This window comes from Streptomyces sp. NPDC055025, from assembly GCF_053608565.1.
Genome location: NZ_JBSGVS010000091.1, coordinates 1 through 26397 on the forward strand (window position 1 = coordinate 1; position 26397 = coordinate 26397).

Annotated in this window: 22 protein-coding genes; 13 read left to right on the forward strand and 9 right to left on the reverse strand. The window is 70.9% G+C overall.

Features of this window, described 5'->3' with window-relative positions; genetic code table 11:
• From ACWGDX_RS36015 to fdhD, 3 genes are all read left to right on the forward strand, one after another.
• A partial coding sequence (locus ACWGDX_RS36015; RefSeq protein WP_453632568.1) for a complex I 51 kDa subunit family protein occupies nt 1–1511 on the forward strand: 1511 nt, incomplete at its 5' end.
• Complete coding sequence (locus ACWGDX_RS36020) at nt 1508–2365, forward strand: 2Fe-2S iron-sulfur cluster-binding protein (protein WP_383038109.1); 858 nt, start codon at nt 1508–1510, stop codon at nt 2363–2365. The genes ACWGDX_RS36015 and ACWGDX_RS36020, both read left to right, overlap by 4 nt.
• 26 nt (nt 2366–2391) lie before the next feature.
• The gene (gene fdhD / locus ACWGDX_RS36025; protein WP_453632570.1) at nt 2392–3231 is read left to right on the forward strand and encodes a formate dehydrogenase accessory sulfurtransferase FdhD; all 840 of its coding nucleotides are present in this window, start codon (nt 2392–2394) and stop codon (nt 3229–3231) included.
• 226 nt (nt 3232–3457) lie between these two features.
• Here fdhD and ACWGDX_RS36030 read toward each other — a convergent pair whose 3' ends face one another.
• Both ACWGDX_RS36030 and ACWGDX_RS36035 read right to left on the reverse strand, forming a co-directional pair.
• On the reverse strand, nt 3458–3943 hold the full coding sequence (locus tag ACWGDX_RS36030; RefSeq protein ID WP_453632572.1) for a ricin-type beta-trefoil lectin domain protein: 486 nt from the start codon (nt 3941–3943) through the stop codon (nt 3458–3460).
• 220 nt (nt 3944–4163) lie between these two features.
• Nucleotides 4164–5276 carry a bile acid:sodium symporter family protein gene (locus tag ACWGDX_RS36035; RefSeq protein ID WP_453632574.1) on the reverse strand — a complete coding sequence of 371 codons (1113 nt, stop codon included), beginning with the start codon at nt 5274–5276 and terminating at the stop codon, nt 4164–4166.
• Between the two features lie 137 nt (nt 5277–5413).
• On the opposite strand from ACWGDX_RS36035, the gene ACWGDX_RS36040 reads away from it, so the two are divergent.
• The 3 genes from ACWGDX_RS36040 to ACWGDX_RS36050 all read left to right on the forward strand — a co-directional run bounded on the left by ACWGDX_RS36040 (nt 5414) and on the right by ACWGDX_RS36050 (nt 9215).
• Nucleotides 5414–6298 carry a LysR family transcriptional regulator gene (locus ACWGDX_RS36040; RefSeq protein WP_453632576.1) on the forward strand — a complete coding sequence of 295 codons (885 nt, stop codon included), beginning with the start codon at nt 5414–5416 and terminating at the stop codon, nt 6296–6298.
• A gap of 213 nt (nt 6299–6511) precedes the next feature.
• The gene (locus ACWGDX_RS36045) at nt 6512–8311 is read left to right on the forward strand and encodes an AMP-dependent synthetase/ligase (protein WP_453632602.1); all 1800 of its coding nucleotides are present in this window, start codon (nt 6512–6514) and stop codon (nt 8309–8311) included.
• A gap of 73 nt (nt 8312–8384) precedes the next feature.
• Nucleotides 8385–9215, forward strand: coding sequence for an aldo/keto reductase (locus ACWGDX_RS36050; protein WP_453632577.1), 831 nt, complete (start codon nt 8385–8387; stop codon nt 9213–9215).
• Between the two features lie 120 nt (nt 9216–9335).
• Here ACWGDX_RS36050 and ACWGDX_RS36055 read toward each other — a convergent pair whose 3' ends face one another.
• Both ACWGDX_RS36055 and ACWGDX_RS36060 read right to left on the reverse strand, forming a co-directional pair.
• The gene (locus tag ACWGDX_RS36055; RefSeq protein ID WP_453632579.1) at nt 9336–10283 is read right to left on the reverse strand and encodes an AraC family transcriptional regulator; all 948 of its coding nucleotides are present in this window, start codon (nt 10281–10283) and stop codon (nt 9336–9338) included.
• A gap of 47 nt (nt 10284–10330) precedes the next feature.
• The gene (locus ACWGDX_RS36060) at nt 10331–10636 is read right to left on the reverse strand and encodes a 4a-hydroxytetrahydrobiopterin dehydratase (RefSeq protein WP_453632580.1); all 306 of its coding nucleotides are present in this window, start codon (nt 10634–10636) and stop codon (nt 10331–10333) included.
• Between the two features lie 115 nt (nt 10637–10751).
• Here ACWGDX_RS36060 and ACWGDX_RS36065 point away from each other — a divergent pair, with 115 nt between their 5' ends.
• Nucleotides 10752–11675: a helix-turn-helix domain-containing protein gene (locus ACWGDX_RS36065; protein ID WP_453632582.1), complete on the forward strand. Its 924-nt coding sequence runs from the start codon at nt 10752–10754 to the stop codon at nt 11673–11675.
• 149 nt (nt 11676–11824) lie between these two features.
• Entirely contained in the window at nt 11825–12112 is a 288-nt protein-coding gene (locus ACWGDX_RS36070; protein WP_453632583.1) for a hypothetical protein, read from the forward strand.
• 155 nt (nt 12113–12267) lie between these two features.
• On the opposite strand, the gene ACWGDX_RS36075 is transcribed toward ACWGDX_RS36070, so the two are convergent.
• The 5 genes from ACWGDX_RS36075 to ACWGDX_RS36095 all read right to left on the reverse strand — a co-directional run bounded on the left by ACWGDX_RS36075 (nt 12268) and on the right by ACWGDX_RS36095 (nt 20069).
• A complete protein-coding gene (locus ACWGDX_RS36075) occupies nt 12268–15333 on the reverse strand; it encodes an alpha-mannosidase (protein WP_453632585.1) in 3066 nt (1021 codons plus the stop codon).
• 141 nt (nt 15334–15474) lie between these two features.
• Nucleotides 15475–16752, reverse strand: coding sequence for a glycoside hydrolase 5 family protein (locus tag ACWGDX_RS36080; RefSeq protein WP_453632587.1), 1278 nt, complete (start codon nt 16750–16752; stop codon nt 15475–15477).
• Nucleotides 16753–16813: 61 nt separating this feature from the next.
• Complete coding sequence (locus ACWGDX_RS36085; RefSeq protein WP_453632604.1) at nt 16814–17680, reverse strand: carbohydrate ABC transporter permease; 867 nt, start codon at nt 17678–17680, stop codon at nt 16814–16816.
• An 80-nt stretch (nt 17681–17760) separates the two neighbouring features.
• The gene (locus ACWGDX_RS36090; protein WP_453632588.1) at nt 17761–18765 is read right to left on the reverse strand and encodes a carbohydrate ABC transporter permease; all 1005 of its coding nucleotides are present in this window, start codon (nt 18763–18765) and stop codon (nt 17761–17763) included.
• 11 nt (nt 18766–18776) lie between these two features.
• Nucleotides 18777–20069: an ABC transporter substrate-binding protein gene (locus ACWGDX_RS36095; protein ID WP_453632590.1), complete on the reverse strand. Its 1293-nt coding sequence runs from the start codon at nt 20067–20069 to the stop codon at nt 18777–18779.
• 355 nt (nt 20070–20424) lie between these two features.
• On the opposite strand from ACWGDX_RS36095, the gene ACWGDX_RS36100 reads away from it, so the two are divergent.
• The 5 genes from ACWGDX_RS36100 (at nt 20425) to ACWGDX_RS36120 (ending at nt 26127) form a co-directional block, all read left to right on the forward strand.
• Entirely contained in the window at nt 20425–21447 is a 1023-nt protein-coding gene (locus ACWGDX_RS36100; protein ID WP_453632592.1) for a LacI family DNA-binding transcriptional regulator, read from the forward strand.
• Nucleotides 21448–21522: 75 nt separating this feature from the next.
• Nucleotides 21523–22266, forward strand: a complete 744-nt coding sequence (locus ACWGDX_RS36105; protein WP_453632594.1) for a FadR/GntR family transcriptional regulator — start codon at nt 21523–21525, stop codon at nt 22264–22266.
• Nucleotides 22263–23036: a creatininase family protein gene (locus ACWGDX_RS36110; protein WP_453632596.1), complete on the forward strand. Its 774-nt coding sequence runs from the start codon at nt 22263–22265 to the stop codon at nt 23034–23036. Before ACWGDX_RS36105 ends, ACWGDX_RS36110 begins: the two co-directional genes overlap by 4 nt.
• A 396-nt stretch (nt 23037–23432) precedes the next feature.
• Nucleotides 23433–24413: an alpha/beta hydrolase family esterase gene (locus ACWGDX_RS36115; RefSeq protein ID WP_453632598.1), complete on the forward strand. Its 981-nt coding sequence runs from the start codon at nt 23433–23435 to the stop codon at nt 24411–24413.
• A 145-nt stretch (nt 24414–24558) separates the two neighbouring features.
• The gene (locus ACWGDX_RS36120) at nt 24559–26127 is read left to right on the forward strand and encodes an AbgT family transporter (protein WP_453632600.1); all 1569 of its coding nucleotides are present in this window, start codon (nt 24559–24561) and stop codon (nt 26125–26127) included.
• The last annotated feature ends 270 nt before the right edge of the window (nt 26128–26397 follow it).

The window sequence follows — 26397 nt, forward strand, 5'->3', positions numbered from 1 at the left end:
GCTCCGCGCGGGACGGCGCGGAGCCGGCACCCCCCACCGCGGGTGCCCGCCCCCTCTGGCCGGCCGGGGCGGACCCGGCCGGACCGGCGTACGGCGCGGCCACCCGGCCGCCGAACGGAACCGGCCCGGTCGGCGCGGTCCCGGGCGCGGTGCCGCGGGAGCCGTCCGCGCGGCGGTACGCCACGGCCGTCATCGCGCCCGCGACCGCCGAGGCGCTCGTCCTCGCGGCGGCCGAGCCGGAGACGGCGCCCGCGGAACCGTCCGCCGCCATGGCCGTACCGCAGGCCGGGCAGCCGGGGCTGACCCTGCTCGGCCGGGTCGGGGTGGTCGATCCGTACAGCCTCGACGACTACCGCGCGCACGGCGGCTACACGGCACTGCGTCAGGCCTTCGAGCTCGGGCCCGCCGGGGTCATCCGGGAAGTCACGGACGCCGGTCTGGTGGGCCGGGGCGGCGCCGCCTTCCCCACCGGGCGCAAGTGGCAGGCCACCGCCTCCCAGCCCGCCGGTCCGCACTATCTGGTCTGCAACGCCGACGAGTCCGAGCCCGGCACCTTCAAGGACCGGGTGGTCATGGAGGGCGATCCGTACTCCCTGGTCGAGGCGATGACCATCGCCGGGTACGCGGTCGGCGCGCGGCGCGGCTTCCTCTATCTGCGCGGCGAGTACCCGCGCGCCCTGCGGCTCCTCCAGCACGCGATCGACCAGGCGCGCGCCCGCGGACTGCTCGGGGACGACGTCCTCGGCCAGGGGTACTCCTTCGACATCGAGATCCGGCGCGGCGCCGGCGCGTACATCTGCGGTGAGGAGACCGCGCTGTTCAACTCGATCGAGGGCTACCGGGGCGAGCCCCGCTCCAAGCCCCCGTTCCCGGTGGAGAAGGGCCTGTTCGGCAAGCCCACCGCCGAGAACAACGTCGAGACGCTGATCAATGTGCTGCCCATCCTGACCGGCGGCGCGCAGGCGTACGCGGCGATCGGGACCGGCCGGTCCACGGGCCCCAAGCTCTTCTGCGTGTCGGGCAATGTGGAGCGGCCCGGCATCTACGAGCTGCCGTTCGGCGCCACGCTCGGCGAGCTGCTCGCGCTGGCCGGCCCGTCGCCCACCATGCGGGCGATCCTGCTCGGCGGCGCCGCGGGCGGTTTCGTACGCCCCGACGAGCTGGACATCCCGCTCACCTTCGAGGGCACCCGGGCCGCGGGTACCACGCTGGGTTCCGGGGTGGTGCTGGTGCTGGACGACACGGTCGAACTGCCCAGGATCCTGCTCCGTATCGCCGAGTTCTTCCGTGACGAATCCTGCGGGCAGTGTGTCCCCTGCCGGGTCGGCACGGTCCGCCAGGAGGAAGCGCTGCACCGGATCGTGGACCGTACCGGTGCCGCGGCGGCCGACGACATCGCGCTGCTGCGCGAGGTCGGGCAGGCCATGAAGGACGCCTCCATCTGCGGTCTGGGACAGACCGCGTGGAGTGCCGTCGAGTCCGCCATCGACCGTCTGGGGGCCTACAAGTGACCGCGATACCGCTCCAGCTTCCACGCCGTCTGATCGAGTTCACCCTCGACGGCCAGGAGACACGGGTGCCGGAAGGCTCCACGATCCTGGACGCCTGCCGGGCGGCGGGCAAGGACATCCCGACGCTCTGCGAGGGCGACACACTGACACCGAAGAACGCCTGCCGGGTGTGTGTCGTCGAGGTCGAGGGCGCGCGCGTGCTCGCCCCGGCCTGCTCACGCAAGGCCGAGGCCGGTATGACGGTCAGCACCGACAGCCCGCGCGCCCGGCACAGCCGCAAGATCGTCCTCGAACTCCTCGCCTCGTCGACGGACCTCTCGACCACCCCGAGGGCCGCGGAATGGATCAAGGAGTACAAGGCGAAGCCGGACCGCTTCGGCCCGGACGCGGCCCGGCTCGACGAGGAACCCAAGATCGACAACGATCTGTACGTCCGTGACTACGACAAGTGCATCCAGTGCTATAAGTGTGTGGACGCATGCGGCGAACAGTGGCAGAACTCTTTCGCGATCTCAGTGGCGGGCCGGGGCTTCGACGCCCGTATCTCCACCGAGCACGACACTCCGCTCACCGACTCCGCGTGTGTCTACTGCGGCAACTGCATCGAGGTGTGTCCGACCGGAGCGCTCAGCTTCAAGTCGGAGTTCGACATGCGGGAGGCCGGGACATGGAACGAGTCGGCGCAGACCGAGACCACCACGATCTGCGCGTACTGCGGCGTCGGATGCAATCTGACACTGCACGTACAGGAGAATGAGATCGTCAAGGTCACCTCTCCGCACGACAACCCCGTGACACACGGCAACCTCTGTATCAAGGGCCGCTTCGGCTACCAGCACGTACAGCAGCGCTGAACGCCTGACGAGTAGGACTGATCGCCATGGGACGGGTCACCGAACGCCGTCGCACCATCCGTATCCGGGACGGGGTCGTCTCGGCCCGCCCCGACACCCTGGTGGCCGAGGAGCCGCTGGAAATCCGGCTGAACGGCAAGCCGCTCGCCATCACCATGCGCACCCCGGGTGACGACTTCGCACTCGCGGCGGGCTTCCTGGTGAGCGAGGGCGTGCTCGCGAGCGCCGCCGATGTGCGCTCCATCGTGTACTGCGCCGGGGCCAAGGACGACGGTTCCAACACCTACAACGTGGTCGATGTCCAGCTCGCCCCCGGTGTGCCGGTCCCGGACATCACCCTGGAGCGCAACGTCTACACGACCTCGTCGTGCGGACTGTGCGGCAAGGCCAGCCTGGACGCGGTACGGACCACGGCCCGCTTCCCGATCGGTGACGATCCCCGGCTCCGGGTGGAGCCGGAGTTCCTCGCCGGACTCCCGGACCGGCTGCGGGCGGCACAGCAGGTCTTCGACAGGACCGGGGGTCTGCACGCGGCGGCCCTGTTCACGGAGACCGGCGAGATGCTGGACGTCCGGGAAGACGTGGGCCGGCACAACGCGGTCGACAAGCTGGTCGGCCGGGCACTGCGACAGGATCTCCTGCCGCTCTCCCGGGCGATCCTGCTGGTGTCGGGCCGTGCCTCGTTCGAGCTGGCGCAGAAAGCCGTGATGGCGGGAATTCCGGTGCTGGCGGCGGTATCCGCGCCGTCGTCGCTCGCCGTCGATCTCGCGGCCGAGACCGGGCTGACCCTGGTCGGCTTTCTGCGCGGCTCGTCCATGAACGTGTACGCGGGCGATGAGCGAATCGCCTTGCACACCGGGGTATAACTCTCCCCGCTGCACGGGACAAGGACCTGGCCGGCGGGGAGCGCCCCCTGCGCCGGCCGGGTCTGTTCCCGTGATTTTTTAGGCTCGGTTCACCTCCGGGCGCTTTCTGCCACTGCCGACGGTCGACCGTGCTCGGTCCGCTCGTACCTCACGGACCTGCGCGCGCTCTCCATCGGCAGGGCGCCGCCTACCAGTGGGCGAGAGGCCGCTGAAGTGGATCAGAAGGTCACACTAAGGTCATACTGATCTGCTCTCCCTGCACGGTCCAGTGCTGGCGGGGCCCGGAGGGGTTGCACGGCTCGACGTTGGTCAGGCGGGTTTTCGGGTAGTCACTGGCCAGGCACATATCGGGGTACACGGACTGCGAGATCGATTCGCCGTTGACGGTCCAATGCTGGCGGGGCCCGGAGGAGTTGCACGGCTCCACATTGATCAGGCGGGTTTTCGGGTAGTTACTCGCCAGACACATATCGGGATACAAGGACTGCGAGATCGATTCGCCGTTGACGGTCCAATGCTGGCGGGGCCCGGAGGAGTTGCACGACTCGACGTTGACTATGCGGGTTCTCGGGTAGTCACTGGCCAGGCACATGGTGCCGACGGCCGAGACCGCATCGACAGGTGCGACGGCCGCCACAGCGGGTAGCGGCAGCGCGAAGGACGTCAGTGCGAGAACGGCAGGTACAAGGAGCTTACGAAACACGGTAGCCACGAGGTGGAACCCTCCATGGTCGGCAGATCCACATCAGCCGGGACGCATCTGCTGGTCCTGGCCAACGGATCTGGGTGATTGCAGCCTCGGAAGGTTCCCCTCATTCTTGAAGTCATATGCGCCACACGCAGTACACGGCTGTCGGATCGGATGGCCCCAGCACCCGCACCACCCACCGGCCTCCGCGCCGCCGGGCGCGCGCCGCGTGGAGGTCAGCCCGTCAGTCGGCTTTCCGGCCGGGCACCGAGGTGGTCCGGCGCGGTGGTGGTACGGCGCTTTCGCGCGTAAGAGGGCCAGACACGGCGGGCCCGCCGGAAGCGGCCACAGGTCCCACGGCCGGCGGCGGGCCGCCGAACGCCGTCGCCCGGCGCTTCGCGATGACCGCGCACACCATGAGCTGCATCTGGTGGAAGAGCATCAGCGGCAGTACGGCGAGGCTCGCCCCCGGCCCGAACAGCACGCTCGCCATGGGGAGTCCGGCCGCCAGACTCTTCTTCGAGCCCGCGAACTGGATCGCGATACGGTCCGCCCGCGCGAAGCCGAGCCGCTCGGCGCCGTACCAGCTCAGCGTCAGCATCGTCGCGAGCAGCACCGCCTCGACGGCCAGCAGCGCGGCGAGGGCGGCCGGGGTCACCCGGTGCCAGACGCCCGCGACCATGCCCTCGCCGAACGCGGTGTAGACGACCAGCAGGATCGAACCCCGGTCGACGAAGCCCAGCAGCTTCCGGTGCCGGGTGAGAAAACCGCCGACCCAGCGGCGCAGCGCCTGTCCCGCCAGGAAGGGCAGCAGAAGCCGCACCACGATCCCGGACAGCGAGTCCGCCGAGAATCCGGCCGTGTCGCCGCCGATCAGCAGCGCCGCGAGCACCGGTGTGCACACGATGCCCGCGAGACTGGAGAACGATCCGGCGCAGATCGCCGCGGGCACATTGCCGCGCGCCATGGAGGTGAAGGCGATGGACGACTGGATCGTCGACGGCACCAGACAGAGGAAGAGCAGCCCGCTGTAGAGCTGGGGTGTCAGCACGGACGGGACGAGTCCCCCCGCCGCGAGTCCCAGCAGCGGAAAGACCATGAAGGTGCAGGCGAGGACGGTCAGATGGAGCCGCCAGTGCCGCAGTCCCCCGACCACCTCACGGGTGGAGAGCCGGGCCCCGTAGAGAAAGAACAGCACCGCCACCGCGCCGGTCGACGCGCCGTCCGCGACCTCGGCGGCCGGACCGGAGGCCGGCAGTACGGCCGCGAGCCCGACCGTTCCGAGAAGCGCCAGGACGAACGGATCGACGGGGAGCCAGGACGGTATGCGCGGGCGTGGGGTACGGCGGCGGTTCATGTGCTCCACTACTGGCTGTCGGTACGCGTCGTGCCTCCCCATCATCCGCCGCTCGCGCTTGATCGGGAATCCCGTATACCGCTCTGACTGCTATCGCGCCTCGCGATAACCCCATGATCCGGCCATAACCTGGGCGTATGTACGACCCAGGACAGCTCCGCACCTTTCTCGCCGTGGCCCAGACCCTCAGCTTCACGCAGGCGGCCCGCAGACTGGGGCTGCGCCAGTCCACGGTGAGCCAGCACATCCGCCGGCTGGAGGACGCCACGGGGCGACCGCTGTTCACCCGGGACACCCACCGGGTGGAGCTGACGGAGGACGGCGAGGCCATGCTCGGCTTCGCCCGGACGATCCTGGCGGCCCATGAGCGCGCGACGGCCTTCTTCACCGGTACCCGGCTGCGCGGCCGGCTCCGCTTCGGGGCCTCGGAGGATTTCGTCCTGACCCGGCTGCCGGAGATCCTGGAGTCCTTCCGGCGCGACCATCCCGAGGTCGATCTGGAGCTGACGGTCGAGCTGTCCGGCACCCTCCACACCCAGCTCGCGGCCGGCCGGCTCGATCTCGTACTGGCCAAACGGCGGCCGGCCGACACCCATGGCGAACTGGTCTGGCGCTCCGCCCTCGACTGGATCGGGGCACCGCGGCTGCGGCTCGACCCGGACCGCCCGCTCCCGCTGATCCTCTTCCCGCCGCCCGCCATCACCCGCGCCCGCGCGCTGGAGGTACTGGAGACGCGGGGCAGGAGCTGGCGCGCCGCGTGTACGAGCGCGAGCCTGAGCGGGCTGATCGCGGCGGCCCGCGCGGGGCTCGGCGTCATGGCCCATACGCGCGGGCTGATCCCGCCGGGCCTGGTCCCCGTACCGGCCAGGGCGGGGCTGCCCGAGCTGGGCGAGGTGGACTTCGTCCTGCTGCACGGCCGGGGCCGCGGGCACGCGGCGGCCCAGGAGGCGGCGGATGCCCTGGCCGCGGCGATTCTGGCGGCGGGCGACCGGCTGCACCGCCTGTCGTCCGCCGACGCCTGACGAGCCCGCCCTGTCCCGTAGATCCCGCCTCGTAGGTACAGACCAAGCTTCCCCGCGAGGGCGCACCCGTGTCAGTGACGTATCAGTGACGTACGGATTCAGTGCAGACTCCACCCACTCCTGCCGACCCCGTGGTCAGATGTCGGCCCCGCTCCGGCTCTGCGGTGGAGCGCCACAAGGAGCGAGTCATTGCACGAGTTCACCGTCCCCCCGCTGTCGGCCGCCCCCCACGTCGGCGGGCTCGCGGACGCCGTCTTCGAGCACGCGCTCGCCACTCCCGGTCATGTCGTCCTCGGCCGCAAGGACGAGGAGGGCCGATGGCGGGACATGACCTCCGCCGCCTTCCGTGACGATGTGCTCCGGCTGGCCAAGGGGCTGCTCGCGCACGGCGTACGGTTCGGGGACCGCGTCGCGATCATGTCCCGTACCCGCTACGAGTGGACGCTCTTCGACTTCGCGCTCTGGTCCGTCGGCGCCCAGCCCGTACCCGTCTACCCCACCTCCTCCGCCGAGCAGGTCCACTGGATGCTCCATGACGCGGAGGTCTCGGCCTGTCTGGTGGAGCACGAGGACCACGCCATGACCGTCGGTTCGGTGATCGACCGGCTGCCCCGGCTCAAACGGCTCTGGCAGCTCGACGCCGGCGCGGTGGCGGAGCTGTTCGCGGCGGGCGACGGTCTCGACGACGAGATGGTGCACCGGCACCGCAGGGCGGTCACCCCGGACTCCGTGGCCACGGTGATCTACACCTCGGGCACCACCGGCCGCCCCAAGGGATGTGTGATCACCCACGCCAACTTCATGTTCGAGGCGGACACCGTGCTGGGCCGCTGGGAGCCGGTCTTCCACACCAGGTCGGGCGACGAGGCCTCGACGCTGCTCTTCCTCCCGCTCTCCCATGTCTTCGGGCGGATGATCGAGATCGCGGCGATCCGCGGCCGGGTGAAGCTGGGCCATCAGCCCGCGCTCCAGGCGAGCGCGCTGCTGCCCGATCTGGCGGCGTTCCGGCCGTCGTTCATCCTGGCCGTGCCGTACATCTTCGAGAAGGTCTACGCGGCGGCGCGCCGCAAGGCGGAGAGCGAGGGCAGGGCGGGCCCCTTCGACAAGGCCGTGGACGTGGCGGTGCGTTACGCGCAGGCGCGGGAACAGCGGGCCTTCGGCTCCGGCCCGGGACCCTCCGCGGCGCTGCGCGTACAGCACCAGTTCTTCGACAAGGCCGTCTACGGCAAGGTCCGTGAGGCGATGGGCGGCCGGGTACGGCACGCCATGTCCGGCGGTTCCGCGATGGACCGGCGGCTCGGGCTCTTCTTCGCGGGCGCGGGCATCACCGTCTACGAGGGGTACGGGCTCACGGAGTCGAGCGCGGCGGCCACGGCCAATCCGCCCGAGCGCACCCGTTACGGCACGGTGGGGCAGCCGGTGCCGGGCACCTCGGTGCGTATCGCGGGCGACGGCGAGGTGCTGCTGCGCGGCGGCCAGATCTTCTCCGGCTATCTGGGCGACCGGGAGGCGACCGAGGCCGTGCTGCGCGACGGCTGGCTCGCCACCGGTGATCTGGGCGCGCTCGACGAGGACGGCTATCTCACCATCACCGGGCGGAAGAAGGAGATCCTGGTGACCTCCGGCGGCAAGAGCGTGTCGCCCGGCCCCCTGGAGGAGCGGGTACGGGCCCATGCGCTGGTGGCCCAGTGCATCGTGGTCGGCAACGACCGTCCGTATGTCGCCGCGCTGGTCACCGTGGACCGGGAGGCCGTGGACCACTGGCTCTCCGTCCAGGGCAAACCGCCGCTGACCCCGGCCGAGCTGGTCCGGGACCCTGATCTGGAGACGGAGATCAGACGCGCGGTGGTGGCCGCGAACACGGCGGTGTCCCAGGCCGAGTCGATCCGTACGTTCCGGATCCTGGCGCATCCGTTCAGCGAGGAGCACGGGCTGCTCACCCCCTCACTGAAGCTCAAGCGCCAGGCGATCGAGGCCGCGTACGCCGTGGAGGTCGACGCGCTCTACCGTTGAGGCCGGGAATCCGCCCGTCCCTGTGATCGTTGGAGCGGGGAGAAGCAACCGACGACGTTAGGATCGACCGCTCGTGAGCAAGGTCCCCACCCTCACCCTCAACAACGGCATCGAGATGCCCCAGCTCGGCTTCGGGGTCTGGCAGGTACCGGACGCCGAGGCGGTGAAGGCGGTCGCCGCCGCCCTGGAGTCCGGCTACCGGAGCATCGACACCGCCGCCATCTACGGCAACGAGGAGGGCACGGGCCAGGCCCTCGCGGCCTCCGGGATCGCCCGGGAGGAGCTGTTCGTCACCACCAAGCTGTGGAACAGCGACCAGGGGTACGACTCGGCCCTGCGCGCCTTCGACACCTCGCTGGAGAAGCTCGGTCTGGACTATGTCGACCTCTATCTCATCCACTGGCCGAGGCCCGAGGCCGGCACCTACACGGACACGTACAGGGCGTTCGAGAAGATCCACGCGGACGGCCGCGCCAGGTCCATCGGTGTCTCGAACTTCCTTCCCGCGCATCTGGAGCGGCTGATCGGCGAGACCTCCGTGGTCCCCGCCGTCAATCAGATCGAGCTGCACCCACAGCTTCCGCAGGCCGAGTCCCGCGCCTTCCACGCGGAGCACTCCATCACCACCGAGGCCTGGTCGCCGCTGGGCCAGGGCAAGGGGCTGCTGGAGGTCCCGACGGTGGTGGCGGTCGCGCGCAAGCACGGCAGGACCCCGGCGCAGGTGGTGCTGCGCTGGCACCTCCAGCTCGGGCATGTGGTGATCCCCAAGTCCGTGACCCCGTCCCGGATCCAGGAGAACATCGACGTGTTCGGCTTCGAGCTGGACGCGGACGACCTGGCGGCGTTCGCCGCGCTGGACGAGGGCAGGCGCCTCGGCCCGGACCCGGCGACGTTCAACGTCTGAGGCGTTCGAGGTCCGACCCGGCGGCGGGTCCGTCCCCGGCCGCCGGGCGGTTTCGTTCCGGGCGCGGTCTCGTTATGGCCGCCGGGCGGTTTCGTTCCGGGGGCCGCGGTGCCGCGAAGGCTACGAACCCGTCGCGGCGCCCGCGCGGTACTCCTGGGGGCTGACCCCCCGTACCCGTTTGAAGGCCGCGCTCAGCGCGAACGAGCCGCTGTAGCCGACCTTCCTGGCCACCGACTCGACCGTCGCGTCCGTCCCGCGCAGCAGATCGGCGGCGAGCGCGAGCCGCCAGCCCGTCAGATACGCCATCGGGGGCTCCCCGACGAGTTCGGTGAACCGGCGCGCGAGTCCGGCCCGGGAGACTCCGCACGCGGCGGCGAGGGAGGCGACCGTCCAGGACCGGGCGGGCTCGTTCTGAAGCAGCCTCAGCGCGTTGCCGACCGCGGGGTCGGCCATGGCGCGGTACCAGCCGGGGGCCTCCGCGTCGGGGCGCGAGAACCACGCCCTGAGCACGGCTATCAGGATCAGGTCCAGCACCCGGTCCAGGACCACGCCCTGGCCGGGTTCGTCCCGCGAGATCTCCTCGTCGAGGACCGGCATCAGCGGGCCGTTCCAGGCGCCGGCCGAGAGCTGGAGCAGCGAGGGCAGGGCGTCCAGCAGCCGTCTGCTGACCTCACCGTCCATCTGGTACGTGCCGATCAGCACGGTCGTGCCGCCGTCCGGAGCGTTCCCCCAGGTCCGTACGCCCAGACGCATGGACTGGGCGAGCGGCTCGCCCTCCAGCGTGTGGCAGACACCGCCGGGGCCGATCAGCGCGCGCGGCGCGGTCAGGGGGCTGTCCGCGGTGATGTACGCCTCGGGGCCCCGGGCGATCGCCACGTCCCCCGGGCGCAGCAGCACCGGCTCCCCGCCGCCGTCGGGGACGATCCACGCCTCGCCGCGGGTGACACACATCAGACAGAGCGGGGCGTGGTCCTCGATGCGCACCGACCACGGCGGCTCCATCACCATGCGCAGCAGAAAAGCCCCCCGGGCCCGCGGTCCGTCCAGGAGTCCGGCGAGTACGTCCATGGTCACCAGCGTAAATGCACCGGTGGGGGTACTCGTCGCCGCACCGATCAGTTCGCGCCGTGTGCCGGGGCAATCTCCTCGACCCGCCCCGCGAGGGCGAAGTCCTTCACGGTGACGGCGCCGCCCGCGTCATGGGTGTGCACGGCGACGGTGACGGATCCGTAACCCAGTGTCAGATCGGAGTGGTGGTTCAACTCGTCCTGGATCCGGGCGACATGGACCACCATGGCGGTCGCGGCGAAGTGGCTGCCGAGACGGTAGGTACGGGTGAGGCGACTGTCCGTCAGGGACCAGCCGGGAAGGTCACGCAGCCGTGTCTCGATCTCCTGCGGGGACAGCGGTTCTGTGGCCATGGCGGGGCTCCTTGCGGGAACGGCGGGGGCGGCGACGTGGCTGACGCGGCCGACGATACGTCCTGGGCCGGACATCGGGTGGGACCCCGCCGGGACGTTGCACTACGGTTTCCGCATGGCAGCTCCCGCTCCCGCCTCCACTCCCGCCCCCGCCTCCACTCCCACTTCCGCCCCCGCTTCCGCTTCCACGCCCGGCCTGGCGATCGGGCCTCTGCTGCGCGACTGGCGCAGACAGCGCCGGGTGAGCCAGCTGGAGCTGGCCCTCCAGGCCGATTCGTCCGCGCGGCACATCAGCTTCATCGAGACGGGCCGGGCGCGTCCCAGCGAGGAGATGGTGCTGAGGCTGGCCGAGCGGCTCGACATCCCGGTGCGGGAGCGCAACTCCCTGCTGCTGGCGGCCGGTTACGCGCCCCGGTTCACCGAGACCGCGCTGGACGATCCGGCCATGGACGCCCTGCGGGAGGGGCTGAGCCGGCTGCTCCAGGGGTACGAGCCGTATCCGGCGCTCGTCGTCGACGGGACGTACACCGTGGTGGCCGCCAACCGGGGCATCGCCATGCTGCTGGAGGGGGTGCCCGAGAAGCTGCTCGCACCGCCCCTGAACGCCATGCGGCTCACGCTCCATCCGGAGGGCCTGGCTCCGCGTATCCGCAATCTGCGGGAGTGGCGCGGGCATCTGCTGGACCAGATGGGGCGCAGGCTGGCGCTGGACCGCTCTCCGGCGCTGCGCGAGCTGTACGACGAGGTGGCCGGCTATCCGCTCCCCCCGTCGGCCGAGCCGGTCGAATCGGCGGGGAAGGCCGGGGAGGCTGGGGAGGCCACTGAGGCTGGGGAGGCCGCCGAGGGGCAGTGGCCCGGCGCCGGGCCGAGGTTCGCGCTGCCGCTGCGGATCGAGCACGACGGACGGGTGCTCTCCTTCCTCTCGTCCATCTCCACCTTCAACACACCGATGGATGTGACGGTCGCCGAACTGGCCATCGAGACCTTCCTCCCGGCGGATCCGGCGACGGTCAAATATCTGACCGTGCGGTCACCCTGACCTCCGGCGCTCCGAACCCGGCGGGGTACGGCGCCCGCCCCGGGGTTCGGGGCACGGCGCGCCCGGCGTGCCCGGCGATGCGCGTCCTCACTGTCAGACCCATGGACAACACTTGATGGTCCGGCAGATCCACAGGGAGGAAGCCCGGTATGAGCACCACCACGTCCAGTACGTCCAGTGCGTCCGGAAGGTCCGGCACATCGAGCGGGTCCACCGCGGCCCAGGCCTATCTGCGGCTCATGGCGGCCGTCCGGGCGGTGCTGGACGATCCCCTCCAGGCCTCGCTCGCCGCCCCGCTGCTGGCCGCTCCCCTCGCCGAGGCGGACGCGGCCCTGACCTCGGCCGGTCTGGCGGGCAACGAGCGGGACTTCCTGCGTCTCGTCGCCACCCAGGCGCTGGGCCCGGCGCCGGGGCGCGCGGAGGCGGAGGACCGGTGAACGGGCCCCGCGTCCCGGGGTGTCGGGGCGGGGCAGGTGCCGGGGTCCGGTGTCTGGGGCCTGGGGTCTGGGGCCCGGAGAGGCCATGGGGCGGGCGCCCCGTTCCCGGGGCGCCCGCCGCGCATGTCGACCGTCCGGCCTCGTCGGACGACGGGTCAGCCGCGCGTCAGCCGCAGGGTGATCAGTTCGAACGGGCGGAGCGACAGGCGTACCGCGCCGTCCGTCAGCTCCGGCCGCTCCCGGGTCTCCGGCCGCTCCTCGCCCTCCGCCGGTCCGGCGTCCCGCAGCGGCCGTTCCAGCAGATCGGTCGCCTCCAGTCCGGTGGCCTCGAAGCCCAGGCCCACCCGGACCTTGGCCCGGCCGCCGGCCGACTCGTAGAGCCGTACGACCAGATCGCCGCTCCCGTCGTCGGCCAGTTTCAGCGCGCTGACGACGACTGCGTCGTTGTCGACGGTGACCAGCGGGGCCACTTCGGTGTCCCCGGTGACCGCGCGCTCCGGCAGATTGATCCGGTAGCCCTCGCGGACCGCGTCGCCGATGGAGGCGCCGGGGGCCAGGGCGTGCCGGAAGCGGTGCACACCCTGGTCGGTCTCCGGGTCGGGGAAGCGCGGCGCGCGCAGCAGCGAGACCCGCACCGTGGTGGTCGTACCGGCGTCCGACGTCCGTACCTCACGGGTCACGTCGTGTCCGTACGTGGAGTCGTTCACCAGGGCGACGCCCCAGCCCGGCTCCTCCAGCTGCACGAAGCGGTGGTTGCAGGCCTCGAACTTGGCCGCCTCCCAGCTCGTGTTGGTGTGGGTGGCCCGGTAGACATGGCCGAACTGGGTCTCGGAGGCATAGCGTTCGGCGTGCACGTCCAGCGGGAAGGCGGCCTTCAGGAACTTCTCGGTCTCGTGCCAGTCGACCTCGGTGTCGATGTCGAGCCGCTTGACCCCCGGTGCGAGCGTCAGCAGCTGGGTGACCTTCGACGCGCCGAAGGTGCGCACAAGACGGACGGAGGCCGCGTCCGTGCCCTCGACCGGGGTGAGTTCGTCGAGCTCCGTGAGATCGGTGACGGTGTTCCGGTAGAACTCGTCCACGTCCCAGGCGTCCCACTGGTTCGGGAAGTCGGGGTGGATCTGGAGGAGGTTGGCCGCCTCGCCGGGGGCGACGGTCTCGCGCTCCGCGCTGATGTCGTAGACCGACACCACCAGTCCCCGGCCGTCGATCTCGACCTCCAGCAGACCGTTGCTGAGTACGTAGCCGCCGTCCTCGCGCGGCAGCAGCTCGGCGGTGCCGCCACCGGTGGCCGGTCCCGCGGCGCCCGCCGCGACACCACCGCGCGCGTGCGGGGCGGAGTTGAAGAGCAGGGTCGTGGAGCCGGCCGGGTCACCGGCGAGGGCGCGCTGCGCCCCGTCGATGATCTCGTTCAGTTCCTCGGCGACACCCGCGTAGGTCCGGGCCGCCTCGCGGTGCACCCAGGCGATCGACGAGCCGGGCAGGATGTCGTGGAACTGGTGCAGGAGCACCGTCTTCCAGATCCGGTCGAGCCGCTCGTACGGATACGGGGCGCCGGTCCGTACGGCGGCGGTGGTGGCCCACAGCTCCGCCTCGCGCAGCAGATGCTCGCTGCGCCGGTTGCCCTGCTTGGTCTTCGCCTGGCTGGTGAGGGTGGCCCGGTGCAGCTCCAGATAGAGCTCGCCCACCCAGACCGGCGGATTCGGGTACTCCGCCTCGGCCTTGGCGAAGAAGGCGCCCGGCGTCTCCCACTCGACCGTCGCGGAGCCTTCGAGGCCGCGCAGACGGGCGGCCTTGGCGACCATCTCGCGGGTGGTGCCGCCGCCTCCGTCGCCCCAGCCGGTGGGCGCGAGCGAGTGCCTGGCGGCCCCCTTCTCCTTGAAGTTCCGTGCGGCGTGGGCGATCTGGGCACCCGTCATCGCGCAGTTGTAGGTGTCGACGGGCGGGAAGTGGGTGAAGATCCGTGTCCCGTCGATCCCCTCCCAGCGGAAGGTGTGGTGCGGGAATTTATTGATCTTGCTCCACGAGATCTTCTGGGTGAGCAGCCACTTGGAGCCGGCGGCCTTGATGATCTGCGGCAGCCCCGCGGCGAAGCCGAAGGTGTCGGGCAGCCACGCCTCGTCGTTCTCGATGCCGAACTCGTCCAGGAAGAAGCGCTTCCCATGGACGAACTGCCTGGCCATCGCCTCGGAGCCGGGCATATTGGTGTCGGACTCGACCCACATGCCGCCGGCCGGTACGAACCGGCCCTCCGCCACGGCCTTCTTGACCTTGGCGTAGACCTCGGGCCGGTGCTCCTTGATCCAGGCGAACTGCTGCGCCTGCGACATCGCGAAGACGAACTCGGGCTCGTCCTCCAGCAGGGCGGTCATATTGGCCGTCGTACGGGCGACCTTGCGGACCGTCTCGCGCAGCGGCCACAGCCAGGCCGAGTCGATGTGCGCGTGGCCGACCGCGCTGATCCGGTGCGCGGTCGACGGCGCGGGGGTGGCCAGCACCCCGGCGAGCCGCTCCCGGGCGGCGGCCGCGGTGCCGTTGACGTCCTGGAGGTCGACCGCGTCGAGCGCGCGGCTGATGGCGCGCAGGATCTCCCAGCGGCGGGCGCCGTCGACGGGCAGCTCGGCCATCAGCTCCCCGAGCACCTCCAGGTCCTGGACGAGCTGCCAGACGGTCTCGTCGAAGACCGCGAGATCCATCCGGGCGAGGGTGTACTGCGGTTCGGTGCCCGCGGTCGCCTTGTCGCCGAGCGTGGTCGGCAGGAAGGGGTGGTAGTCGAGGATCACGGGGTTGGACGCGGCCTCGATATGCAGCAGGACCTCTTCGCCGCCCGCGACGGGCGCGCCGATCCGTACCCACTGGTTGCGCGGGTTGAGGCCCTTCACCGGGGTGCCGTCGGGCCGGTAGACCAGGCCCTCGCACTGGAATCCCGGCATGTTCTCGTCGAATCCGAGGTCGAGCAGGGCCTCCACGGTGCGGCCCGCCCAGCGCTCGGGGACGGTGCCGGAGACCCGGAACCAGCTCGTGCCCCAGGGGGCGCCCCACCGGTCGCCGGCCGCGATCGGTTCGGCCGGGCCCGCGAGACCCTCCTCGACCGGTACGGGCTCTCCCGGCGCGGTCCAGACGGCGATGTCGAGCGGTACGGATTCGGGGTATACGGCGGGCCGGATGCGCTCGTCGAGGACCCGCTTGAGGCGGCCTTCGACCAGGCTGCGGTCGTCGTGCATGAGGGGACGCTCCTGAGATGCGTAAGAGTGCGGCGGTGGGTGCGGGTGGCCGGCGGCCGGCCAAGACGGTATTCGAGGTCGTGGGCTACGGGCTACGGGCTACGGGCTACGGGCTACGGGCTACGGAATGGTGCCCCGGGATCAGCCGACCTGGTCCGGGCGGACGATCTCGGTGATACCGCGCATCGCCAGATGTTCCTTGTCCGCGGCGCGGCCCGCAAGGACCGCGGTGGGACGGATCCCGGCCTCGGTGAGCCGGGCGAAGGCCTCGAAGAAGGCTCCGCCGGGACCGCAGGCGGCGCGGGCGGGCACCGCGTCGTCGTCGCCGGTGCCGTCGCCCGTACCGTCCCCGGTGCCGACGACCAGCGCGGTGGTCCGCACCGCGGGCGCGTACGGCACGCCGCGCCGCTCCTCGACGATCCGCGCGAGGGTCCGCCCCGCGGGCTTGACCCGCCGGTCGTTGGTCAGCAGACCGAGGCTGTACTCCAGTTCCGGGAAGTCGGCGAGCGAGCGCGACACGTCGTGCGAGCACCACCAGGTGATGCCCCAGAGATCGGCGCAGTCCAGCGCGTTGGCCACGGTCGCCTCGGTGAACTCGGCCGCGTGCTCGGCCGGGATCACCGGCGCGGGGGCGCCGACCTCCTGGAGCCAGACCGGCCGGTGCGGCTCCAGCGCCCAGGCCTTGGACAGCTCGATCAGATACGCGGCGTGGTGCTCGGTGGCCGTGCCGGTACGGCCGTACCGCTGGGCGGTCCCGTTGAACACCCAGGAGTGCACGGCGGTGACGGCGCCGATCCGCGCCGCGTGCGCCGGGGTGAAGGCATGCCCGTCCTGGTACCAGGCGGCGTCGTACTCGGCGTGCAGATGGAGCTTGCCGGGGGCCCCCTCCTCACACGCGTCCAGCATGCGGCGGAGCCAGTCGGCCGCCTGACGGGGCGTGATGGGGTCGGGATCGGGGTGCGGCGGCCCGGAGAACTGGTTGATCTCGTTGCCCACGGTCATCCCGATGAAGTTGGGGCGGTCGGCGAGCGCGGCGGCGAGCGTCCGCAGATACTCGGTCTGTCCGGCGACGACATCGTTGTCGGTGAAGATGTTCCCGCGGTGCCAGGTCCGTGTCCAGGCGGGCAGGAAGTCGAAGCTCGACAGATGGCCCTGGAGCCCGTCGACATTGACGTCCAGACCGCGTTCGGCCGCCGCGTCGGCGAGCTGGACGAGCTGTTCCACGGCGCGGGGCCTGATCAGGGTGCGGTTGGGCTGGAAGAGCGGCCAGAGCGGGAAGACCCGGATGTGATCGAGACCGAGCTCCGCGATGGAGTCCAGGTCCGCGCGTACGGCGTCGGGATCGAAGTCCAGCCAGTGGTGGAACCAGCCCTGGCTGGGGGTGTAGTTGACGCCGAAGCGCGGCGCGGAAGTGTTCATACTGGCAACGTTGTCCTGGTTCTGTGATGCGGTGCGCGCCGGTCCGCCGGGGATGCCGGTGTCAGCCCTTGACGGCGCCTTCGCCGACGCCCTGGAAGAAGTAGCGCTGGAGGCAGGCGAAGAGCGCGAGGAGCGGGAGTACGGCGATGATCGTGCCCGCCGCGACCAGCCGCTCGTCAGTGGCGAACGTGCCGTGCAGATAGTTCAGTCCGATGGTCAGGGTGAAGTTCTCCGGGTCGCTGAGCACGATCAGCGGCCAGAGGAAGTCGTCCCAGGCGCCCATGAAGGCGAAGATCGCGACCACGGCGAGGGTGCCCTTGACCGAGGGCAGGGCGATCCGCAGGAACCGCTGCCAGACGGTGGCCCCGTCGACATAGGCCGCCTCCTCCACCTCGTGCGGGAGGTTGAGGAAGGCGTTGCGCATCAGCAGGACGTTCAGCGCGCTGATGGATCCGGGCAGCAGCACCCCGATCAGGGTGTTGTTCAGACCGAGTTCCCGCATGGTGGTGAACTGGGCGATGAAGATGCCCTCGACGGGCACGAGCATGGCGAGGACGAACGCCAGGGTCGCCGCCCGGCGTCCGCGGTAGCCCATCCTGGCCAGCGCGTATCCGGCCAGCGCGGCGCCGACGCAGTTGGTGATCACATTGGCCGAGGCGACCTTGAGCGAGTTGAACGCGTAGTCCCAGACCGGGATGGTGTCGGCGACCCGCTCGTAGTTCCCCAGGGTCGGATCGCCCGGGAGGAAGGCCGGCGGGGAGCTGAAGATGTTCTCGTGCGGCCCCTTGAGCGAGGTGGACAGCTGCCACAGGAACGGGCCGGTCATCAGGGCCAGTACGGCGAGCAGCAGGACGTAGCGCACCACGAGCCGCCAGGGCGCGGCACGCCGTCCGCCGGCGCCGGTGAAGGCGCCCGGGGCCCTGTTCATACGCGGGCCCGGGGTCCCGTTCGCACGGGTGGCCGTCTCGGTGACCGTCTCCGTGGCCGTGTCGGTGGCCGTCGGGAACCTCACGCGTCCTCCTTGCGGTCGGCGCGGAGCACCAGCAGCATCAGGGCCACCGTGACGCCGAAGACCACCACGGAGAGAGCGGAGGCATAGCCGACCCGGCCGGTCAGTCCGGTGCCCACGCGCTGGACGAGCATCACCAGGGTGGTGTCCTCGCCCGCGGGGCCGCCACCGGGTCCCGCCATCAGATAGACCTCGGAGAACACCTTGAAGGCGGCGACCGAGGAGAGCGCCCCGACGAGGACCATGGTGGAGCGGACGGCGGGGACGGTGACGGTGACGAAGCGCCGTACGGCGCCCGCCCCGTCCACGGCGGCGGCCTCGTGCAGCTCGCGCGGCACATTGGCCAGGGCGGCCAGATAGATGATCATGTAGTAGCCGAGGCCCTTCCAGACCGTGACACCCATCGCGCTGAACAGCAGCAGCCACTGGTCGCTGAGAAAGCCGATCCTGCCGATCCCCACGGTCTCCAGTACGGAGTTGATCAGCCCCCGGTCGTCCAGCATCCACACCCAGATCAGCCCGACCACGACGATCGAGGCGACGACGGGGGTGTAGAAGGCGGCGCGGAAGAAGGTGATGCCGGGGATGTGCCGCTGGACGAGCATCGCCAGCAGCAGCGGCAGGACGACCAGCGCCGGGACGACGCCGACGACATACAGCGTGCTGTTGCGCAGTCCGATCCAGAACATCTCGTCATGGACCAGCTCACGGAAGTTGGCGAGCCCCACATACCGGCCGGGGATCAGGGTCCGTCGGTCGGTGAAGGAGTTCACCAGGGTGCTGAGGAACGGATAGAGGCTGAACGCGCCGGCGATCAGCAGCCCCGGCGCGGCGAACAGCCATGGGCTGAGGGGGAGCTGACGGCGGATCCCACGGCCGGACGGGCGGCCGGACCAGGCGCCGGGCCCGCGGCGGGACCCGGGGCCGGAGCCGGAGCTCCGGGACACGGGCCCCGCCGCGGCGGAGTCCGGGGCGGACGCCCCGAGTGCGGTGGTGCTCTTCATGGACGCCCGGCTCAGCTCTGCTTGAGCAGCTTGTCGCAGGCCGCGACAGCGCGGTCGAGCGACTCCTGGGGGCTCTGCTTTCCTTGCAGCGCCTTCGCCACCTCGTTGCGCAGCTCGGTCTTCATCTGCTCGCTGAACAGGACCGGTGTGTAATTGACCGCGTTCTTCAGGGACTTGGCGGCGGCGATCCGGACGCGGGTCTCGTCGGTGCCGTCCTCCTCGGTGAAGTACGGGTCGTCCAGCGATCCCTTGGTGCTCGGGAAGATGGCGACCTGCTTGGCGAACGACATCTGGCGGGTCGCGTCGGTCACGAAGTGGGCGAAGGCCACGGCGGCGGGCTTCTCCTTGGTCCTGGAGTTGACCATCACACCCATGACATACATGTTGACCTTGCCGGTGCTGGTGACCTGGTCGGTGATGCCGATGTTCTTGTAGAGCGTCGGTGCCTGCTTCTTGAAGTTCTCCAGATCCAGCGCGCTGCCCGGGTTCATGGCCACGGACTCGGTGAGGAACTTGCTGCCGGAGGTCTCGGGGGTCGCCGTGAGCGCCTGCGGATCGAGCGCCTTGGCGTCGAACAGCTCCTTGTAGCGGGTGAGCATGTCCACGCCCTTGGCGTCGTTGAACGCGAAGGCGGTGCCTTCCTTGTCCATGAGCTGGACGCCGTAGCGGCCGAAGTCCTCGATGGTGGGCACCTGGGCGAGGGTGGCGATCTCGCCGTCGCTCCGTTCGGCCAGCTTCAGTCCGCTCTCGAAGACCTGGTCATAGGTGGTCGGCGGCTTCTCGGGGTCGAGCCCGGCCTCCTTGAAGAGCCTCTTGTTGTAGAACATCGGGCCGGTGTTGAGGTACCAGGGGAAGGCGTACGTCCCCTCCATGCCCGGTATCTGATGGCTCTTCCAGGCGTCCGGCAGATACTCGTCGCGGAACGCGGCCGCCGTTCCGTCCTGGTCGAGATCGAGCGCGAGTCCGGCCTTCGCCAGCGGGGCCACCTGGTCGGGGGAGATGTTCACGACATCGGGCAGGGTGCCGCCGGCGGCGTCCGCGCTGAGCTTGTCGGCGTAGCCCTCGGCCGGCCGGTCGACCCATCTCACCTCGGTGTCGGGGTACTTCTTCTCGAAGTCCTCGATGACCCCGTTGAAGTAGTCCTTGAAGTTGGCCTGGAGGTTCCAGGTCTGGAAGGTGATCCGGCCCTTGACGGCACCCGAGGCGTCGGAGGACTCGTCCGCGCCGGTTCCTCCGCCACAGGCGCTGAGCGGCAGCACGGTGGCGAGAACAGCGGCGGCGACTGCCCTGCGGGAGATGCGCACGGTGAACGGCTCCTTTGCTCGGTTCGGGCGGGCCGGAGCCACGGGCCGCCGGCTGCTTATTCCCCGCAGACCTTGCAAGGTGTACGGGGCAAAGTCAACAGATTCGCCTGCCGGAACCGGGAGTTACCTCGAAGTGAATAGCATCGGCGCAGCTCGGAGCCACTCCGCCGGTTTCCTTGCACGAAGGACTAATGCGCTTTAGGATGCTCGGACTCAAGCGCATTAGTCCAGGGTCCACACAACTCGTCCGGTACGGCAGGAAGATACGGGAAAAAGGGGCACACGGGTGGCAGCGAACCGGCCGTCGGCCAGTGACGGTCCAGCGGGCAGACGCACTCCGGCGCGCCGTCCGACGATGAAGGACATCGCCCAGCGCGCCGGGGTCTCCGAGAGCGCCGTCTCGTTCGCGCTCAACGGCCGGCCCGGTGTCTCCGAGGTGACCCGGGACCGGGTCCGCCGGGTCGCGGAACAGCTCGGCTGGCGGCCCAGCACCGCGGCGCGGGCGCTCTCCGGCGAGGGCTCGGCCACGGTCGGTCTGGTGCTGGCCAGGCCCGCGGCGACCCTCGGCGTGGACTCGTTCTTCCTCCAGCTCATCTCCGGCATCCAGGAGATCCTGTCGGAACGCCAACTCGGTCTGCTCTTCCAGGTGGTGGAGGACATGGACGCCGAGTGCGCGGTCTACCGGCGCTGGTGGGCCGAGCACCGGGTGGACGCCGTCCTGGTCGTGGACCCCAGGACCGACGACCCCCGGCCGGAACTGCTGGACGGGCTGGGCCTGCCCGGGGTCGTCATCGGCGCGCTGCCCGGCAGCGACACGGGTCCGCATCCGGCTCTGTCACAGGTACGGGCCGACGACGCGGGCGCGATGGCGTCCGTCGTCGACCGGCTGTACGCGCTGGGCCACCGGCGGATCGTCCATATCGCCGGACTCCCCTCGCTCGCGCACACCGAGCGGCGCATCCGCTCGCTGCGGATCGAGGCCGGCCGGCGCGGGCTGGCCGAGGTGCGCTCGCTGACGACGGACTACTCCGACACCCAGGGCGCGGCGGCCACCCGTCGGGTGCTGGCACAGGACGGGGCGCCGACGGCCCTGGTCTACGACAACGATGTGATGGCCGCGGCCGGCGCGGCGGTCACGGCGGAGCTGGGCCTCTCCGTACCCGGCGATGTCTCGGTCGTCTCGTGGGAGGACTCGGCCCTGTGCCGGCTGGTACGGCCGTGGCTGACGGCGCTCTCCCGCGACACCATCGGGTTCGGCCGGATCGCGGCGCGGGAGCTGGCCGCGCTGCTCGACGGCGGCGAGCCCCGCACCGTCCAGGTGCCGCTGCCGACGCTGATCGAGCGGGAGAGCACAGGCCCGGTACCGGACGCGGTCTGACACGTTCCGCTTGGCCGAAAATCATTCCTGTCACGACCATTGACACCCCAAGAGATCAAGTGATCTATTCACTTTATGAGTCGCAGTGAACTGTCGCTGTCCGAGCATCTCGCGGACAGCATCGTCGAGATCATCCGCACCGAACGGCTGGTTCCCGGGGACGCCTTGGCGTCCTCCCGGGATCTCGCCCGCCGGTTCGACGTCACCACGCCCACGGTCCGCGAGGCCCTGCGCAGACTTGAGGCCACGGGCGTGGTGGAGTTCCGGCACGGCTCGGGTACGTATGTGGGTCCCGGCAGTGAGCGGCGGCTGCTCGCCAATCCGCATCTTCCGCGCGGCAGTCGTGAGTCGGTGCTCGAACTCGTCGAGGCACGGCTGGTCCTGGAACCCGCCGTGGCCGCGGCCGCCGCCCGTACCCGGGTGCCGGAGGCCGTGGCACGGCTGGAGGCGGCGTCCACCAACGCGCTGCATCCGCCCCAGGAGTCGCTGCGGCAGTCGGTCCACTTCCATGTGGCGCTGGCCGCCGCCAGCGGCAACGCGCTGCTGCGCGAGGCCGTCGAGGCGCTGCTCCAGGTCAGGGCCCGGGAGCAGGTCGAGATCCGGCACCGCTACAACGACCGCGCGCGGGACCACGCGGAGCATGTGGAGATCTTCGCGGCGGTACGGGACGGAGACGCCGAAGCGGCCGAGCGGCTGACCCGGGAACACCTCGGGTCCATCCGCGAGGCGGTCCTCGCCGCCGACTTCCCGGCGGCCGGCGCGGAGGGCGATGCCACGCCCTCCGGGAACACCGGCGCGGAGACGGACGTGTCCCGATGAACGCCCGACCGCCGCTGCGGCTGGCCGAGATGACGACCCTGGAGGCCGCCGAGGCGGTCACCGCGAGCCCTGTGGTGATCATCCCGGCGGGCGCGTTCGAGCAGCACGGTCCCGGTATGCCGCTGGCCACGGACACCATCCGGGCCGAGGGGGTGGCCGACCGGGTGGCCGCCGCGCTGGCCGGGCGCGCGGTGATCGGTCCCCCGCTGCCGGTCGGTGTCTCCCCGCACCATCTCGCCTTCGCGGGCACGGTCACCCTCACCACCACGACCCTGGCCGCGGTGGTCCGTGAGTATGTGGAGAGCCTCCACCGGCATGGCTGGCGGAAGATACTCGTGGTGACCGGCCATGGCGGCAACAACGCCACGCTGGGCACGGTGGCGCAGGATCTGCTCACCACCCACCCCGATCTCCAGTTCGCCTGGTCACCCGTCACCGCGCTCGCCGCGGATGTCGTGTCGGGGATGGGGGTCAGCGAGGTGCACGGCCACAGCGGTGAGGCCGAGACCGCGCAGATGCTCCATCTCGCCCCCGGACTGGTGCACACCGACCGGCTTGTGGCCGGTACGACGTCCACCTCGCAGCTCGATCCGCTCCCCCGGCTCTCGCGCCACGGCGGCCACCCCGCGCTCGCCGTCCGCTACGACCGGATCAGTGCCAACGGCATCCTCGGTGACCCGCGCCGGGCGACCGTCGAGGACGGACAGGCGGTCGTCGACGCCGTCGTGGTCCGGCTGGTCGCCTTCGTCAAGGAGTGGCTGGACGTCTGACACCGTACCGGCCGCCGCTCCACCCGCGTACGGCATCGCGCACCCGTCCCGTCCGTCCTTCCGCAAGGCCGCGAGGGCGCGCGTGATGCCGTAGGCAGCCCCTTCCCGCACCACAACACATCCCGCACAACACACACCACAGCGCAACACCGCACCACACCGCACCACCGCACAGAGCGCGACCGTACAGAGCGCTCACAGCACATGACACGCACCGCACCGCACCACGTCGGACCGCTCCGTACGCACCTCACATCGCGAACGCACGACACACGACGCCCGTCGCGCATCGGCCGTCGCGCGTCCCGCACGCGATCCCGCCCCGCAGCGCGGGGCACCCCTGCCCGAGAACCAGCCCAGCCGTCCGCCCCAGGCGTCCGGCAGAAGGAGCCTGCCATGAACTCCCTCCAACGGATCGCGACAGCCGCCGTGAGCCTCGTCCTGTGTGCCGCGGCCACCGGGACCGCGACCGCCACCGCCCCCGCGACCGCCGCCTCCTCGAAGGGCGGCTCGAAGTCCGCCTGCCGGCTGCCCGCCCCCCAGCAGCCCGGCACCAGCGTGTCGCAGACCATCAGCAGCGGTGGCCGTGACCGTACGTACCAGCTCCATCTCCCCGACAACTACGCGAAGAAGCGCGACTGGCCGGTGGTCCTCGCCTTCCACGGCCGCGGCAACACCGGCGCGGGGACCGAGGAGTTCTCCAAGCTCTCGACCCTCCCCGCCGTGGTGGTGTACCCCGACGGTGTCATCGGCACCGGGGACGGCGACCGGCAGGCGTGGCAGGGCGCTCCGTACGCGGCGGCCGGTGTGGACGACGTCCGGTTCACCGAGGACCTCCTCGACCGGCTCGAAGCGACACTCTGCGTCGACGAACGGCGGGTGTACGCCACGGGCAAGTCCAACGGGGCGGGCTTCGTCGGCACCCTGCTCGCCTGCCGCGCGGCCGACCGGATCGCCGCCATCGCCCCCGTGGCCGCCGCCCTCTACCCGACCGGCGAGGAGTGCGAGCCGTCACGTCCCGTGCCGGTCATCGAGTTCCACGGCACGGGTGACGCGACCATCCCGTACGCCGGGGACGCCGACCGCGGACTCCCCGCGATCCAGGACTGGGTGGCCGGCTGGGCCGACCGCAACGGCTGTGACACGCGGGCCCGTGACCGGGTGACCGGACCCGACATCACCGTCTCGCGCTGGCGCGGCTGTGACCGCGGCGCCGAGGTCCGCCATGTCGCGGTCACCGACGGCGGTCACACCTGGCCCGGCGCCGACAGCTACAGCGGCGGCGGATACACCACCCAGACCATCGAGGCGCACGAGGTCATGTGGCGGTTCCTGCGCACGTTCCGCACTCCCGCCGCACCGTCCCACCGTCACTGACGGCGCTCACGGCACCTCCGTCCCCGCCGCCCAGACCCGTACCCGTACCCGAACCCGTTCCCGCCTCCAAGACCCGTCCCCGTGACCGGGCCCCGCCGATCAGGCCCGTTCCGCCGATCCAGGTACCCAGCAAGGAGCCGCTCCCATGACCACTTCGACCCCCGCGCCACCCGGCAGACCCGCCCCGCCGGGCGACGAGAACCGACTGCCCCGCGTCGTCCGCGCGATGGCCGTCATCGAGCGGGCCGGCAACGCGCTGCCGCATCCGTTCTGGCTGTTCTGGATCCTCTCCGCCGTGCTCGCGGTCGTCAGCGCCATTCTGGCCGCGGCCGATGTCTCCGTCGTCTCGCCCAGCGACCACAAGACCGTCGCGGTACAGAATCTGCTCAGCGGCGACGGTCTGGCCATGGCCGTCTCGACGATGATCGAGAACTTCGCCACCTTCCCGCCGATGGCAACCATCGTCGTGGTCATCATGGGTGTCGCCGTGGCCGAGCGCACCGGTTTCCTCGCGGCGCTGATGCGGGTCAGCGTCTCGCGGGTACCGGCCTCCTGGGTGGTCTTCGCCGTCGCCTTCGCGGGCACGGTGGCCCATGTCGCCTCGGCCGCCGCGTACATCATCCTCGTACCGCTGGGCGGTCTGGCCTTCCGCGCGGTGGGCCGCTCCCCCATCCTCGGTATCGTCGTCGCCTACACGGCGATCGCTTCCGGGTACGACGCGAGCCCGATCCCCACGCCCAACGACGCCATCTTCGCGGGCATCACCACCGCGGCGGCGCGAATCGTCGGCGGTGACGCGGCCTATGTCTCCCCGCTGAGCAACTGGTTCTTCAACATCGCCTCGTCGGTGCTGCTCGCGGCCGTCATCACCCTGGTCACCAAGTTCGTACTGAGCCGGCGGCCCGATCTCGACGCCGACCCCGACGCCGATCTGGAGGACCTCGGAGCGCTCACCCTCAGCGCCCGGGAGCGCTCGGCGCTGCGCGGCGCCGTGCTCACCCTGCTGGCGACGCTCGTGGTGGTGGTCGCGATCATGCTGCCGCAGGCGTCACCGCTGCGCGGCGAGGGCGGCAGCATCGTGGACTCGCCGTTCCTGGACGGGATCGCGGCGGTCGTCGCGGTGGTCTTCGGTCTGGTCGGCACCGTGTACGGCTACCGCTCGGGCTCGATCAGCTCGCCGGGCGACGTACCGAGGCTGATGGGCGAGGGCGTCAAGCAGATGGCGCCGGTGCTGGTGCTGTTCTTCGCGATCGCCCAGTTCCTCGCGTACTTCGACTGGACGCACATCGGGGATGTGCTCGCGGTCAGGGCCGCCGAGGCGCTGGAACAGAGCGGGATGCCGATCGTCCTGGTGTTCCTGCTGATCCTCGTACTGCTCACGCTGGTCAATGTGATGGTCACCAGCGGATCCGCGATGTGGGCACTGGCCGCGCCCGTCCTGGTGCCGATGCTGATGCTCGTCAGCGTGCCCGCCGAGACGACCCAGGCGCTGTTCCGGATCGCGGACTCCGGGTCGACGGCGATCACCCCGATGAGCCCGTACTTCATCATGGCGCTGGGCTTCCTCCAGCGTTACCGCAAGAACGCGGGTATCGGCACGCTGGCCTCGTACACGCTTCCGCTGGCGGTCGCCATGACGCTCGCGTGGACGGCGCTGTTCCTCGTCTGGTGGGCCGTGGGCATCCCCCTCGGCCCCGGCGCTCCGGTGCGCTGACCCGGCTGACCCGGCCGACCCACGGGTGTGCCGAGCACGTTCACGGGGGAGGGAGCCGCTCACGGCCCCCTCCCCCGTACCGCGCCCGGCCCGCCGGGCCGGGCAACTCGGCGTACCGGAACCGTGAGCCGTCCGCCGGTTCGTCGGCCGTCCCCGGCGTGCCGTACGGCCGGGCGCGTCCGCAAGGGGCGGTCGCGACCCGCCCCGTGGCGAGCCGGACCCCGACGCGCGCCGGGCGATCCGCATCCTCTTCCTGTCCGTGGGCGCGCG

Excerpts from the sequence above, each read along its gene's own strand:
- ACWGDX_RS36065 (WP_453632582.1), top strand. The coding sequence starts at position 10,752 with ATGGCAGCTCCCGCTCCCGCCTCCACTCCCGCCCCCGCCTCCACTCCC.
- ACWGDX_RS36060 (WP_453632580.1), bottom strand. The coding sequence starts at position 10,636 with ATGGCCACAGAACCGCTGTCCCCGCAGGAGATCGAGACACGGCTGCGT.
- ACWGDX_RS36100 (WP_453632592.1), top strand. The coding sequence starts at position 20,425 with ATGAAGGACATCGCCCAGCGCGCCGGGGTCTCCGAGAGCGCCGTCTCG.
- ACWGDX_RS36070 (WP_453632583.1), top strand. The coding sequence starts at position 11,825 with ATGAGCACCACCACGTCCAGTACGTCCAGTGCGTCCGGAAGGTCCGGC.
- ACWGDX_RS36080 (WP_453632587.1), bottom strand. The coding sequence starts at position 16,752 with ATGAACACTTCCGCGCCGCGCTTCGGCGTCAACTACACCCCCAGCCAG.
- ACWGDX_RS36115 (WP_453632598.1), top strand. The coding sequence starts at position 23,433 with ATGAACTCCCTCCAACGGATCGCGACAGCCGCCGTGAGCCTCGTCCTG.
- ACWGDX_RS36090 (WP_453632588.1), bottom strand. The coding sequence starts at position 18,765 with ATGAAGAGCACCACCGCACTCGGGGCGTCCGCCCCGGACTCCGCCGCG.
- ACWGDX_RS36055 (WP_453632579.1), bottom strand. The coding sequence starts at position 10,283 with ATGGACGTACTCGCCGGACTCCTGGACGGACCGCGGGCCCGGGGGGCT.
- ACWGDX_RS36110 (WP_453632596.1), top strand. The coding sequence starts at position 22,263 with ATGAACGCCCGACCGCCGCTGCGGCTGGCCGAGATGACGACCCTGGAG.
- ACWGDX_RS36105 (WP_453632594.1), top strand. The coding sequence starts at position 21,523 with ATGAGTCGCAGTGAACTGTCGCTGTCCGAGCATCTCGCGGACAGCATC.
- ACWGDX_RS36075 (WP_453632585.1), bottom strand. The coding sequence starts at position 15,333 with ATGCACGACGACCGCAGCCTGGTCGAAGGCCGCCTCAAGCGGGTCCTC.
- ACWGDX_RS36120 (WP_453632600.1), top strand. The coding sequence starts at position 24,559 with ATGACCACTTCGACCCCCGCGCCACCCGGCAGACCCGCCCCGCCGGGC.
- ACWGDX_RS36035 (WP_453632574.1), bottom strand. The coding sequence starts at position 5,276 with ATGAACCGCCGCCGTACCCCACGCCCGCGCATACCGTCCTGGCTCCCC.
- ACWGDX_RS36040 (WP_453632576.1), top strand. The coding sequence starts at position 5,414 with ATGTACGACCCAGGACAGCTCCGCACCTTTCTCGCCGTGGCCCAGACC.
- fdhD (WP_453632570.1), top strand. The coding sequence starts at position 2,392 with ATGGGACGGGTCACCGAACGCCGTCGCACCATCCGTATCCGGGACGGG.
- ACWGDX_RS36085 (WP_453632604.1), bottom strand. The coding sequence starts at position 17,680 with ATGAACAGGGCCCCGGGCGCCTTCACCGGCGCCGGCGGACGGCGTGCC.